The sequence below is a fragment of the Actinophytocola sp. genome, from assembly GCF_036002505.1.
Taxonomy (GTDB): domain Bacteria; phylum Actinomycetota; class Actinomycetes; order Mycobacteriales; family Pseudonocardiaceae; genus DASYTH01.
The window spans coordinates 1-11,983 of sequence record NZ_DASYTH010000324.1 but is presented as its reverse complement, the minus strand read 5'-3'; the positions used below and the strand labels follow the sequence as shown (position 1 = coordinate 11,983).

Genomic DNA, 11,983 nt, shown 5'->3' with positions numbered 1-11,983 from the left:
CGAGATTTTTTCCCGCCTACCCACTCCCACCGAGCGCCAGCGCGTGCAACAATCAACTTGCTGACACCCCCCCGGTCAGCGCCTGTGGAGATCCCCTCCGGCCCCCGCGTTCCTCCCCCTGGCGCGGGGGCCTCTCCGCATCCGCGGCTCCCTGTCCGCGGAGGGCGCGGACCTGGATGCTTCGAGCGTCTTCTGGGGGCCAAGCCCCCAGACCCCTGCCGGGGGGCGAGCCCCCCGGACCCCCACGGACGGTGTGCCGTGGATAACTGTTTGGCACTCGGGTGGGTGAGGTTGGAGGGTTGGGGTGTGTCGTTGGGGGGTTAGGGGGTGGGGGCGTGGCTGATTCGTTATAGTTCGGCGGTGGTTTTCTCGAGAAGTAGGAACAACCTGAAGCCTGTGGTGGCGGCTGATCAGGGGCGGCATCGGACTGAGGGGCAGGACGAGCTGGTGCCTGATGATGAGTTGGGGTCTTACCTTGCGGCGTTGTCGCCGGAGAGTGAGGCGGAGACTACGGCTGGGCGGCGGCTGGGTGGTGGTGAGGTTCACCAGTTGAGGTTGCCGTTGGTGGCGAACGAGCAGCTGAAGGAGTTGGCGGTGCACCGGAACACGTCGCCGCTGGCGTTGGCGCAGGAGTGGGTGATGCAGCGGTTGGAGTGGGAGGCGCAGCAGTTGGGGCAGCGGCGCTGACTTTGGCCTGTAGGACACGTACGTACGACAGAGGCCCCGGCCGTAGGTGAGCCGGGGCCTCTGGTCGTTACAGGGTTACGTTAGCGCGCGGACGTTCTGTGCTTGAGGGCCTTTGGTTCCCTGGCCGATCTCGAACTCGACACGCTGGTTCTCCTCCAGGGTGCGGAAGCCCTTGCCCTGGATCTCCGAGTAGTGAACGAAGACATCGGGGCCGTCGCCCTCCTGGGCGATGAACCCGTAGCCCTTCTCAGAGTTGAACCACTTGACAGTGCCCTGTGCCATATACCTGCCTCCATCGCAGGATCAGCGTGGGGCCGCACCATGCGACCCCGGCAGCCCCCGGGCGTTGCCTTCGCCAACCTGAGACGAGAAAGCCGCACGCCCGCGTTGTCGTTCCGCGAGCGTGGATAAAGCACGAACACAGAAACTACGGCCTGCGCCGGAGAGCCTATCGCCTCCCGGTGCAGCCGCACTACTACTCTGAGCGCCCGATTTGGACGCTCCGGCCGATCTTCGCAGGCCAGTAATGTGATCTGAGTCACATGACTGGTCGCCAACGTTCCGGGGTGCGTAGACGTCGTTACATACGTGGACATGGGGCATGGGGACGGCCAGGTGAACGTGAGCAGGGGCGCGAGACGCCGGAACACCGTTGGGCTGCTCGGCGTAGCGCTGGCCGCCGGACTGGTGCTGGCGGCTTGCTCCAGCGGATCGGGCGAGAGCAACAACGCGCAGCCGCCGCAGGGGCAGGCGAACAGCAACCGGGAGCAGGTGGCGCCGGCCGCGGCGAAACCGGCCGCCAGGATCACCATCGCGCCCGGGCCCGGGGCCGGGGACGTGAGCCCGGCCGACCCGATCACGGTCACCGTCGCCGACGGCACGATCGACACGGTCACGCTGACCAACCCGGACGGCAAGCAGGTCGCCGGGCAGCTCTCCGTGGACAAGACCTCGTGGGTCACCGCCGAGGCGCTGGGGTACGGCAAGACCTACACCTGGGCCGGCAGCGCGGTCGGCCTCGACGGCAAGCCCGCGACCATCTCCGGCCAGTTCACCACGGTCAAGCCGAAGCGCACCGTGCGCGCCACGGTCAACACCGGGGACGGCGGCACGTTCGGCATCGCCATGCCGATCGCGATCACGTTCGACGCCGCGGTCACCGACAAGGCGTCCGCGCAGAAGGCGCTCAAGGTGGAGACCTCGGTGCCGACCGAGGGCGCCTGGGCCTGGCTGGACGACCGCACGGTGCACTACCGGCCCAAGACCTACTGGCAGCCCGGCACCCAGGTCAACGTCACCGCGAAGCTGTACGGCGTGCGCTACGGCAACGGCTCGTTCGGCAAGGAGGACGTGACCTCGCACTTCACCATCGGCCGGTCGCAGGTGGTGCAGGCCAACGCGCAGACCCACCGCTGGGTGATCTACCGGGACGGCAAGCTGGTCGCCGACTACCCGGCGAGCTACGGGCTGGACTCCGACCCGGGCCGGGTCACCAAGAGCGGCACCCACGTGGTGATGGGCAAGGCCGCCACCTACTTCATGAACAACCCGGCGTACGACTACGAGAACGTCGAGGTGAAGTGGGCGGTCCGGATCTCCAACAACGGCGAGTTCGCCCACGCCGCGCCGTGGTCGGTGGGCCAGCAGGGCAAGCGCAACGTCTCGCACGGCTGCGCCAACCTCGCGCCAGCCAACGCCAAGGCGTACTACGACAGTGTGCTTCCCGGCGACCCGGTGGAGGTCACCGGCACCACCCAGCAGCTCTCCGCCAGGGACGGCGACTACTACGACTGGGCGATCAGCTGGGACAAGTGGCTGGCGAAGTCCGCCGCCTGACCCGGATCGCGCGGCACTAGGGTGAGCGGGTGCCGCCGCCGCGACGACGGATGCCCGCCGCGCTCTCCCGGGTGCTCGGGACGAGCGCGGCACCGGTCCGGAGCGAGCCGGAGCCGGCCGTCGACGATCAGGTGGCGGCGGGCTACCTGGTGGTCCGGTCGTCCGGGGTGAGCGCGGCCGTGGCGGCCATCGGTGGCGGGCGGCGGGAGCCGGAGCAGATCCAACTGCTGCTGCGGGCCGCGCTGCCGGGTTACCTGCCGGGCAGCGGGATGAGCCTGAGCTTTGCCGAGTGCGCGCTGCGGGCGGTGCCGGGCCAGCCCCAGGGCACCGTGCTGCTGACCGTGGCCACCCGGAAGCTGTCGATCAGCTTCACCGAGCTGCGCCCCCTGCTGTTCCAGCCGGTGCGGCTGGAACGGCCACTGCAGTCGCTGTTCGCCGCGTCGGTGGCGCACCTGCTGGCGGTGGCCGGCGCGCTGGACCCGAACGGCATCCGGCCGTACCTGACCGGGCTCGCGGAGTTGGTGCTGCGCAGCGCTTTGCGGGCCGAGCTGGACCGGGTGGACGCGATCGCCACCCGCCGGCGGGCCGCGGTGGACCACATCCGGGCGCACCTGTCCGATCCCGGACTGACCGCGGAGCGGATCGCCGAGGCGCTGTTCATCTCCCGGCGCCGGCTCTACCAGCTCTTCGACGACGGCGACGGGGTGTCCGGGCGGATCCGCGCGCTGCGCATCGACCGGGCGAAGGAGCTGCTCGGCGATCCGGCGCACGGGGCGCGGGGCGTCGGGGAGATCTCCCGGCAGTGCGGGTTCGCCAACGCCGCGCACTTCTCCCGGACGTTCCGCAAGCTCGTGGGCGAGACGCCGCGCGAGTACCGGGAGCGGGTACTCGGCTAAGCGGCCGACTTGTCACGGGTAGTTCCCGCGACAGGTCGCACTTGTCACGGGAACTACCCGCGACAAGTCGTGTTCAGGGGGACGGGGAGTGGAAGTCCACTGTGGACACGAGGTCGCCGAGGACGGCGGCGAGCTCCAGCCAGCCGCGGCCGGTGACCGAGTGCAGGGTGAACACGGCCATACCGCGACCGCCGGGCTCCAGCACGACGGCCTGGAGCTGGCAGCCGGTGGGTGGTCCGGTGCGGAGCGGGTCGCCGACCAGGAGGCGCTCGGCGATGACCACGGGGTAGCCGCGGGTGGTGCGGGCCTCGGTGACCTCGCGGATGTCCGGGCCGCCGGCGTCGGCCAGGTAGGCACGCAGCTCGGCGGCGGCGTCCGGGCCGTGCGGAGCATCGGCGGCCACCGTCATGCCGACCAGCACGCCGGGGTCGGCGCCGGGGTGCGCGACGAGGGCGACCAGCCCGGCGCCGTTCTCGTGGGCCAGTTCGGCGGCGTCCCGGGCGGCGAGGGCGACGCCGGGGTCGTGCGCGGCCTCCGCGCCGCGGGCTTCGATGATCAGCTGGGTGAGCTCCCGCTCGGTGTCCTCGACCGAGCGGGTGGACACCGGCGTGATTCCCTTGACGGCGGCGAGCTTCACCGCGGTTCGCGCTGACCGATGACGGCCGCGAGCGCGCCGGCCGCCCGGGGCGGGGCCGTGCCCGTTCCGCGTGGCAGCAGCAACCCTGCCAGCGTGCCGGCGGTGCGTGAGGCCCGGTCGAGCAGCTGGCCGGCGGTCCGGGTGAACGGCCGGACCGCGGGCGCCGCGCGGAGCAGCACGCCGCCGCGCGCCTCGCCCAGCTCGTCGGCGAAGGCATCGGCGGCGCGCAGGTGGTCTCGCTCGAGGCCGCGCGCCGCGGCCAGCACCTCGGCCAGCTCGGACCCCAGGTCGGCCAGCCGGTTGGTGGCCGCGGCGAGATCGGCGGCGGCGCTCGCGGACGCGGCGAGCGTGCCGGCCAGGTCGGCGTTGGTGCGCCGGTCCTGCACCTCGTCCGTGGCGGCTTCGATCCGCCGGCGCAGCCGGACCGCGCGGGCGTCCAGCTCCTCGGCGAGCCGCCGGTTCGCGCCGAGCACCTCCGCCCAGCGGCCGAGCACCTCGACTGCCTTGCGCAGCAATTGTTCCTGACTGTCCAAACCAGACGGTATGTTTTGCAGGCGTTGGCGGAACGTGCCGGCCGCCATCCCGTGCCAGTCCTGGGACAGCTCCCCGGCCTGGCGTAGTGCCGGCTGGACACCGGCCAACGCCCCGGCGACCGCGGTGTACTGGGTGATCAGTTGCGCCACCGCGTCCGGATCGCCGGGGGCCGGGTCGAACCCGAGGCCATGGTAGGTCCGGTTCATCACTCGCCGGCCCGCCCGCGCAGCTCGTCGGCGGCAGCCTGGTCGTGCTCGGCGTAGCCGCGCGCGGCAGAGTCCAGCAGTTCGGCGGCGTGGCCGACCGCGCCGGCGGTCCGGTCCAGGTCGCCCCGGACGCTGTCGGTGACCCCGGCGGCCACCCTGCCGAGCCGGACCGGGCCGATCGCCGCGCAGACCCCGGGGTCGAGCCGGTCGAGCGCGGTCGACATCGTGTCGGCGGCGCCGGTCAGCACCCGGCTCGCGGCGCCCAGAGCGGCCGGGTCGGCCCGGTAACCGGACAACGCCTCAGGCCCCGAACACCGGCGGGTAGGCCGGCGGCAGGTCGTCGAACAGGTCCAGGCCCTCGTTGTACTTGTCCTTGTGCTCCTGGTCGTCCTCACCGGGCGCGCCGGCCCCGGCCACCGGCGGGTACAGCGAGCCGGCTCCTGGCCCGCCCGCACCCCGGGCTCCGCCGAGCCCGGCCGCGCCGCGGGCGCCGAACTCTCCGCCGCGGGCGGACAACGATCCGGCCCCCGGGCGCCCGGCCGCGCCCTCGCCGCCGACACCCTGAGCTCCCGGCCCGCCGGCGAAACCACCACCGACCCCGAAGGCGGTGCCCTGACCACCCCGGGTCGAATCCAGCCCGTAACCAGGACCCGTGCCAGGTTGGTTGCCCCAGCCGAGCCCGCTTCTCGTCGGGTCGACGGCGGCGGCGGTCGTGCCACCATCCGACCCCGTGCTCGGTCCACCCGAGCCATCCGCGCCGTCGTCACCAGGCTTGGGCTCGGGCAAGGGTTTCGGGATCGGTTTTGGAAACGGTTCCGTCCACGGAATCGGCCCCGGTTGTGTTGTCGGTGTGGTGGAACGGGGCGGCGGGGCCTCAGGAAGCATCGGCAACTCGTCGTGCACCGTTTGGCTGTGCGCGCCGTAGTTCTTCATCACCCGGATCGCCTCTTGGTACACCTCGTGGTGCTTCTCGAAGTTCGGCTTCTGATCGTCGATGAACTGCTCGAACTCGATTTGCCCGGCGGGTCCCTGCACGAGGTCGGTCGGTTCACCGTGCATCATGGCCGCCTCGGCGTAGGCGAACTCCGGCGGTGGCATCACGCGCTGCGCGTGGTGGACGGCGTCGGCGTACTGGTGAAGTCCGTCGCCGATCTCGTGGGACTTGTCGGCCAGTTCCTCAGCCCACCGGGTGATCTTCTCGCTCGACTGCCCCGCCTGGGCCGAGGCCGCACCCAGCCAGTTGGCGGACAGCTTGTTCAGAGACCTCTGCACGGCTTTGGTCGTTTCGTCGATCGACTTGCCGAGCGTGCGCCACCCGCCGGCCATGTCGTGGAGGTGCTCGGCAGGCGTCGCGTGGATCATGTTGTAGAGATCGTGATGCCCGTATCCCTCCCAGCGGATGCGGGGAAAGGCGCCCTTGGCGGCGGCCTTCTTGTTGCCCTCACGCAACCGGCGCATGTGTCGTTGCCTGGCGGTGCCCATGTCAGTGCCCCTCCCCGTACGCCTTGCTGAGCTGCTCGATGGCATTCAGGTCACCGGCGCTGTAGGCCCTCCGCGTGTCCTCAAGGAGGTCGATCATGTCGTCCAGCTCGTCGATGTAGTCCTCGAGCAGGCCGCGGACCCCGGTCTCCGAACCGGCCAGGCTCCGGTACTCCCTGCGCATCTGGTTGGCCACCGGGTCGGGCTTGGGTGCTGTGCTGTGCGGCACCGAATTGATCAGCTCCTGGGCAGCGTGGGCGTGGCGCCGCAACTGGTCTCGATACGTGCTCAGTTCGTCCTGGACGTTCCGCAAGGCCCCCAAGTCGACCTGGAAGTCACTCATGCCGATCCCACCATCCGCTTCACGGTCCGCTCCACACCTAGGAATCTAAACGGTCGCGGCGTCCCATGGTTGCGCTCCGCACATTGGCCGCCACTTGTCAGGTCTGTTGCTCGTACCTTCTCCGAGGAGACGCGTCCGAGCCAGCTTTCCCCGGTTCCCTGTGCACAACTGGGCACAGGGCGCGCTCAATCAGGCAAGAGCAGGCCGGCCAGCCGCTCGGCGAGCAGCGAACAGCGCTGGAGCACCGGGGCGAGGATGTCGAGGAACGGCATCGCGTCCGGCTCGTCGGTTCCGGTCATGGCGCCAGCGTGCGCGCCATCCGGGCGCCGGCTCCAGGGTGGTTGCACGCTCGGCACGTGTGCCGGCTCAGCTGGACAAGCCGACGATCTAGGGTGAACGGGTGACCCGAGATCGCCAGACGTGGCCGCCGGTTCAAGTGGAGTGGCCGGAGCGGCATCCGGACGCGCCCGAGCCGGGCACGACGGTGGGGCAGCACTACGCGCTGTGCTTCGGGTGCGGCGACGAGCAGAGGCACGGGCTGCACCTGAAGGCGACGATCGCGGATGGTCACACGATCTTCGCGCAGTTCACCGTGACCGAGGCGCATCAGGGGGCGCCGGGGTTGGCGCACGGCGGGTTGCTGGCGTGTGCGTTCGACGAGGCGCTGGGCGCGACCGTCGGGCATCTGCTGCGCCAGCCCGCGGTGACCGGGCGGCTGGAGACGGACTTCCTGAAGCCGGTGCCGGTGGGGTCGACCCTGTACATCACCGCGACGCTGCGTGGGGTCGCCGGGCGGCAGGTCTACGCCTTGGCCGACGGGCGGCTGGACGGGGAGGAAGGACCGGTGGCGGTGCGCGCCCGGGCGGTCTTCGTGATCGTGCCGTTCAGCCACTTCACCGAGCACGGGCGGGCCGAGGACATCGCGGCGGTGGCGAAGGAACCCAGCGAGACCAGGCGCCGCAACTACGACATCAACCCGTAGGAGCGCCCGGTGCTGTTCGTGCTGGCGATCGGTGCGCTGGTCGTGCTGATCCACCTGTACCTGTGGAAGCGGCTGGTGCGGGACACGACGCGGCCGGGGCGGGCGCGGCGGGTAGGTGGGTTCGCGGTCGCCGGGCTGGGCGTGCTGGTGTTCGGCACGGTGATCGGGTCGCGGTTCGTGGGGCCGGCGGTGGCGCGCTGGTTCGCGTGGCCGGGGTTCATCTGGTTCGCGCTGATGGTGTACCTGTTCCTGTTCCTGGTGGTGCTGGAGGTGCCGCGGCTGGCACTGCGCAGGTGGGCGCGGCGCGGACCGCTGGTGGCGACCGCGACGAGCGCGCCGGAGGCCAACACGACGACGCCAGACGCCAACACAGCGACGTGGGAGGCAAACACGGCGGCGGGAGGGGCCAACACGCGGCGGGTGTTCTTGGCGCGGGGGTTGGGGGCGGTGGCTGGTGTGGGGGCAGCGGGCGTAGTGGGGGGTGGGATGGTGTCGGCGCTGGGGGCGCCGGAGGTGAACCGGCTGACGATTCCGTTGCGGCGCTTGGATCCTGGGTTGGCGGGGTTCCGGATCGCGGTGGTGGCGGACCTTCATCTGGGGCCGCTGCTGGGGCGCGGGCACACCGAGCGGGTGGTCCGGATGATCAACGAGACGGAGCCGGATCTCGTCGCGCTGGTGGGGGATCTGGTGGACGGCACGGTGGACGAGCTGGGGCCGGCGCTGGCGCCGGTGCGGGACCTGGTGTCGCGGCAGGGCACGTTCTTCGTCACCGGGAACCACGAGTACTACTCGGGATACGCGCCGTGGATCACCGAGCTGGAGCGGCTGGGCGTGCACCCGCTGCGCAACGAGCGGACGACGATCTCCCGTGGTGGCGCGGAGTTCGAGCTGGCCGGGGTGAACGACGTCAACGGGCGGTCCTATGAGGACAGTCCCGATCTTGACCGCGCGCTGGCTGGGCGGGATCCGGCGCGGCCGGTGGTTCTGCTTGCGCACCAACCGGTTCAGGTGGCCGACGCGGCGGCGCGCGGGGTGGATCTGCAGCTGTCCGGGCACACCCACGGCGGGCAGTTCTACCCGTTCCACTACGTGGTGCGCGCCGCCCAGCCGTCGCTGGCCGGACTGTCCAAAGTGGATGACACGTGGCTGTACGTGACGCGGGGTGTGGGGTTCTGGGGACCGCCGGTCCGGATCGGCGCCGCTCCGGAGATCTCCGTGGTGGAGCTCAGGTGAGCGTGCGCGGGCGGATCGTGTTGGCCTTGTCCACCAGCTCGTGGCGCCGTTCCGGGGCGCTGGCCAGCCGGGCGAGCGCACGGTAGCAGCGTTCCAGGCCGAACCGGAGCTCCCGCTCGGACAGCGCGCAGCCGAGCAGCTTGGCGGCACTGTCCGGGCCGGGCGCGGCGCCCGGACGGCCCGCCCGCACCCAGCCGTAGGCGGCCTCGAGCACCTCGCAGGCCAGCTGCGTGCGCCGCTCCGCGTCCAGTGCCAGCCGCTCCAGCCGGCGACCCGCGTCGTGCAGGTCGTGCTCGGCGACAACACCCATGCCGGTCAACCGGGTCTTGATCTTGATGGCGGCGACCTGCGCGGCCATGTAATGGCTGGACGTGTCCGGCACCGACTCCAGCACCTCGATCGCGCCGGTCCGGGCGGCCTGCGCCAGGTACACCCGGGCCAGGCCGAACGCGGCGCTGACGTAGCTGCGGTCGGTGCGCCAGACCATCTCGTAGAACCTGGCCGCGGCGAAGTACTCCCCGGCGTACTCCGCGCTCACCGCCAGCGCGAGCTTCGGCGCGACCTCACCGGGCACCGCGTCGTAGACCCGCTCGAACGCGGCCTGCGCCTCCTTGGGGTTGCGCACCGCGAGGGCGATCAGGCCGCGGTACCAGTCCGGGCGCCAGTCCGCGGGATCGGTGACGAGCGGCCGCGCCGACTCGAGGACGCCGGCCGCGGAGCGCAGGTCGCCGAGGTCGATGTAGGCCTTCACCAGGCGCAGCCGCACCTCGATGGAGTCCGGCGGCGCGGCGGAGAGCGCCAGGATCTGCTCGGCCGGCTCGGTGACCGTGATGCTGGCCAGCACGCTCGCCGCGTGGTCGTCGGTGTCCACCAGGGGAAGCGGGAGCACGGTGGCGACCTCGTGCGGGTCCGGCGCCGGCAGCGAATGGCCGGTGTCGCCGACCACCAGGCCCGCGCCGAACGTGCGGGTCTCCAGGGCGAACACGGTGGAGATGCCAGGGCGCGGGCGGCCGGTGCCCAGCGCCATCACCTCGCGCAGCACGCCGGTGAGCTGGTCGGTCATCTCCTCCGCGGAGCCGAACCGGCGCGCCGGGTCCTCGTGCGTGGCCCGCTTCAGCACCCGGTGGTAGGAGCCGAACAGCGCGAACAGCGGCTCGGTGTCCGGGCCGGGCAGGCTGTACTTGTGCCTCGTGGTGTAGCCGGAGAACTCGATGGACAGCACCGCGAGCGTGCGGCCGACGGTGTAGACGTCGCTGGCCACGGACGCACCCTCGGTGGCCAGCTCCGGCGCACTGTAGCCGAGGGTGAAGAACAGCGGGCTGTCGTAGTCGTCGGTGCGCCGCACCGCGCCGAGGTCGATCAGCTTGAGCTGCTCGCCGGACTGGATCACGTTGTCCGGCTTGAGGTCGCAGTAGAGCATGCCGATGCTGTGCAGGTAGCCGATGGCCGGCAGGATCTCCAGCCCGTAGGCGATCACCTGGCCGATCGGCAGCGGCTCGGCCCGCCCGGTCTCCCGGTGGTGCTCCAGCGCGAGCTGGCGAAGTGACTGTCCCCCAACGTATTCCATGACGATGTAGCCGACGCTGGTGCCGGTCTTCGGGTCCGGGTGCTGGACGAAGTTGTAGATCCGCACCACGTTCGGGTGCTCCACCTCGGCCAGGAACCGCCGCTCGGCCACCGCGGACGCCATCGAGGTGGCGTCGCCGGTGTCGATCATGCCCTTGAGCACCACCCAGCGGTCGGACACGTTGTGGTCCTTGGCCAGGTAGATCCAGCCGAGGCCACCGTAGGCGATGCTGCCGAGCACCTCGTACTGGCCGCCGACCAGATCGCCGCGGTGCAGCCGCGGGCGGAAGTTGAACGGGGTGCCGCACTTCGGGCACTCCCCCTCGGCCGCGCCCGGCTCGCCGTCCTTGCCCCGGCCGACCTCGGCGCCGCAGTTGTTGCAGTACCGCTTGCTCTCCGCGACGACCGGGTCCTCCAGCACCGCGGAGGCCGGGTCCTTCACCGGCACCACCGGGACGTCGACCAGCCCGGCACCCAGGCGGCCGCGGCCGATGGAGCGCGACTGGGTGCGCCGGGCCGTGCCGGGGAACGTGCCGGGTGCGGTGCCCGGGCCGGTGGCCGGTCCCGCCTGGGTGGCCGGCGGCTCCTCGGCGGGCGGCTTGGGCGGCTCGATGCTCTGCGTCTGCGGGGTCTCGCCGAGCACGCTGGTCGGCTGCGGCTCGTCCTCGTCGAGCGCGGTCGGCGGCCGGATGCCGGGCTGGCGCGGCGCCACATTCGGCATCGGAACCCCTTGCGGCCACGGCGTTCCGGGTGGTCCCGCGGGCGGCGTGGGCCACCGGGTGGGCGGCGGAGGTGTCCACTGTGGAGTGCTTGGTTGCCACTGACCCGGCGGCAGTGGCGGTTGACCGCCCGAGTTGGCGGCGAGGCCTGGGGCCGGCCAGCCTGAGCCGCCGGGCGCCGGCACCGCCCCGACGATCACGGTGGGCGGCTCTTTCGCCGGTGCCGGGGTTTCCGGTTTGCGGTGGCGGGGCGCGGGGGCCTCGTCGGAACCGGTGAGCACGTCCGGCGGCCGGAACCAGCCGGTCCTCTCCTCACCCTCGGCGGCCCGGCGGTGCAGTTGCTCGGCGGCCACCGCCGCCTGCCGGCGCAGCTCCTCGGCCTGCACGAGCGGGTCGGCGGGGCGGGCGACGGCGATTCCACACGTCTGGCAGTTTCCGTCGACGACCTTCCCCTCACACCCCGGCCGCGGGCAGCTGGTCATCATGGCTCACCTGTACTCCGGGACTGGCGGGCTCGCGTCCCCACTGCTGGCCCGCAGCCAGCGGTTGTAGCTGACCTGCCATGCGCCGTCCCGCACGGACTTCTCCAGCACGCCGTTGACGAACCGGACCATGTCCTCGTTCTGCTTGGGGATGCCGATGCCGTACGGCTCCTGCGTGAACCGGTCGCCGACCAGCTTCACGTTCGGGTCCTGCGCGGCCATCCCGGCCAGGATCGTGTCGTCGGTGGACACCGCGTCGACCTCACCCTGCTGCAGCATGATGAGACAGTCCGACCACGTGTCAGTGGCCACCGGGACGGGCTTGGCCGGGTGCTGGGTCAGCGTGTTGATCGAGGTGCTGCCCTTCTGCGCGCACACTTTCT

12 protein-coding genes and 1 pseudogene are annotated in these 11,983 nt (G+C 71.5%); 5 read left to right on the top strand and 8 right to left on the bottom strand.

Features of this window, described 5'->3' with window-relative positions:
• Nucleotides 1–549 precede the first annotated feature (549 nt).
• Complete coding sequence (locus VGR06_RS28395) at nucleotides 550–687, top strand: hypothetical protein (protein WP_327562211.1); 138 nt, start codon at nucleotides 550–552, stop codon at nucleotides 685–687.
• Nucleotides 688–762: 75 nt separating this feature from the next.
• Here the strand turns inward: VGR06_RS28395 and VGR06_RS28390 are convergent, their stop codons facing one another.
• Entirely contained in the window at nucleotides 763–969 is a 207-nt protein-coding gene (locus tag VGR06_RS28390; RefSeq protein WP_327562210.1) for a cold-shock protein, read from the bottom strand.
• A 312-nt stretch (nucleotides 970–1,281) separates the two neighbouring features.
• Between VGR06_RS28390 and VGR06_RS28385 the strand changes: the two genes are divergently transcribed.
• Entirely contained in the window at nucleotides 1,282–2,523 is a 1,242-nt protein-coding gene (locus tag VGR06_RS28385; protein ID WP_414637353.1) for a L,D-transpeptidase, read from the top strand.
• Nucleotides 2,524–2,552: 29 nt separating this feature from the next.
• Nucleotides 2,553–3,419 (top strand): helix-turn-helix transcriptional regulator, encoded by an 867-nt coding sequence (locus VGR06_RS28380; RefSeq protein WP_327562208.1) that lies wholly within the window; start codon nucleotides 2,553–2,555, stop codon nucleotides 3,417–3,419.
• Between the two features lie 73 nt (nucleotides 3,420–3,492).
• Here VGR06_RS28380 and VGR06_RS28375 read toward each other — a convergent pair whose 3' ends face one another.
• Genes VGR06_RS28375 through VGR06_RS28355 form a run of 5 tightly spaced genes read right to left on the bottom strand, consistent with a single transcriptional unit; the run spans nucleotide 3,493 to nucleotide 6,618 of the window.
• Nucleotides 3,493–4,056: a hypothetical protein gene (locus VGR06_RS28375; RefSeq protein WP_327562207.1), complete on the bottom strand. Its 564-nt coding sequence runs from the start codon at nucleotides 4,054–4,056 to the stop codon at nucleotides 3,493–3,495.
• The gene (locus tag VGR06_RS28370; RefSeq protein WP_327562206.1) at nucleotides 4,053–4,796 is read right to left on the bottom strand and encodes a hypothetical protein; all 744 of its coding nucleotides are present in this window, start codon (nucleotides 4,794–4,796) and stop codon (nucleotides 4,053–4,055) included. The genes VGR06_RS28375 and VGR06_RS28370 overlap by 4 nt, the downstream gene beginning before the upstream one ends.
• Entirely contained in the window at nucleotides 4,796–5,092 is a 297-nt protein-coding gene (locus VGR06_RS28365) for a hypothetical protein (RefSeq protein WP_327562205.1), read from the bottom strand. Before VGR06_RS28365 ends, VGR06_RS28370 begins: the two co-directional genes overlap by 1 nt.
• A gap of 4 nt (nucleotides 5,093–5,096) precedes the next feature.
• Entirely contained in the window at nucleotides 5,097–6,278 is a 1,182-nt protein-coding gene (locus VGR06_RS28360; protein WP_327562204.1) for a WXG100 family type VII secretion target, read from the bottom strand.
• Nucleotide 6,279: 1 nt separating this feature from the next.
• On the bottom strand, nucleotides 6,280–6,618 hold the full coding sequence (locus VGR06_RS28355; protein WP_327562203.1) for a hypothetical protein: 339 nt from the start codon (nucleotides 6,616–6,618) through the stop codon (nucleotides 6,280–6,282).
• Nucleotides 6,619–7,018: 400 nt separating this feature from the next.
• On the opposite strand from VGR06_RS28355, the gene VGR06_RS28350 reads away from it, so the two are divergent.
• Together VGR06_RS28350 and VGR06_RS28345 are read left to right on the top strand one after the other, a co-directional pair.
• A complete protein-coding gene (locus tag VGR06_RS28350) occupies nucleotides 7,019–7,600 on the top strand; it encodes a PaaI family thioesterase (protein ID WP_327562202.1) in 582 nt (193 codons plus the stop codon).
• A 9-nt stretch (nucleotides 7,601–7,609) separates the two neighbouring features.
• Nucleotides 7,610–8,833 carry a metallophosphoesterase gene (locus tag VGR06_RS28345; protein ID WP_327562201.1) on the top strand — a complete coding sequence of 408 codons (1,224 nt, stop codon included), beginning with the start codon at nucleotides 7,610–7,612 and terminating at the stop codon, nucleotides 8,831–8,833.
• Here VGR06_RS28345 and VGR06_RS28340 read toward each other — a convergent pair.
• Nucleotides 8,826–11,600 carry a serine/threonine-protein kinase gene (locus VGR06_RS28340; RefSeq protein ID WP_414637352.1) on the bottom strand — a complete coding sequence of 925 codons (2,775 nt, stop codon included), beginning with the start codon at nucleotides 11,598–11,600 and terminating at the stop codon, nucleotides 8,826–8,828. The two genes, VGR06_RS28345 and VGR06_RS28340, sit on opposite strands and share 8 nt — an antisense overlap.
• Before the next feature lie 6 nt (nucleotides 11,601–11,606).
• Nucleotides 11,607–11,983, bottom strand: a pseudogene (locus VGR06_RS28335) (transporter substrate-binding domain-containing protein); the annotation flags it as partial.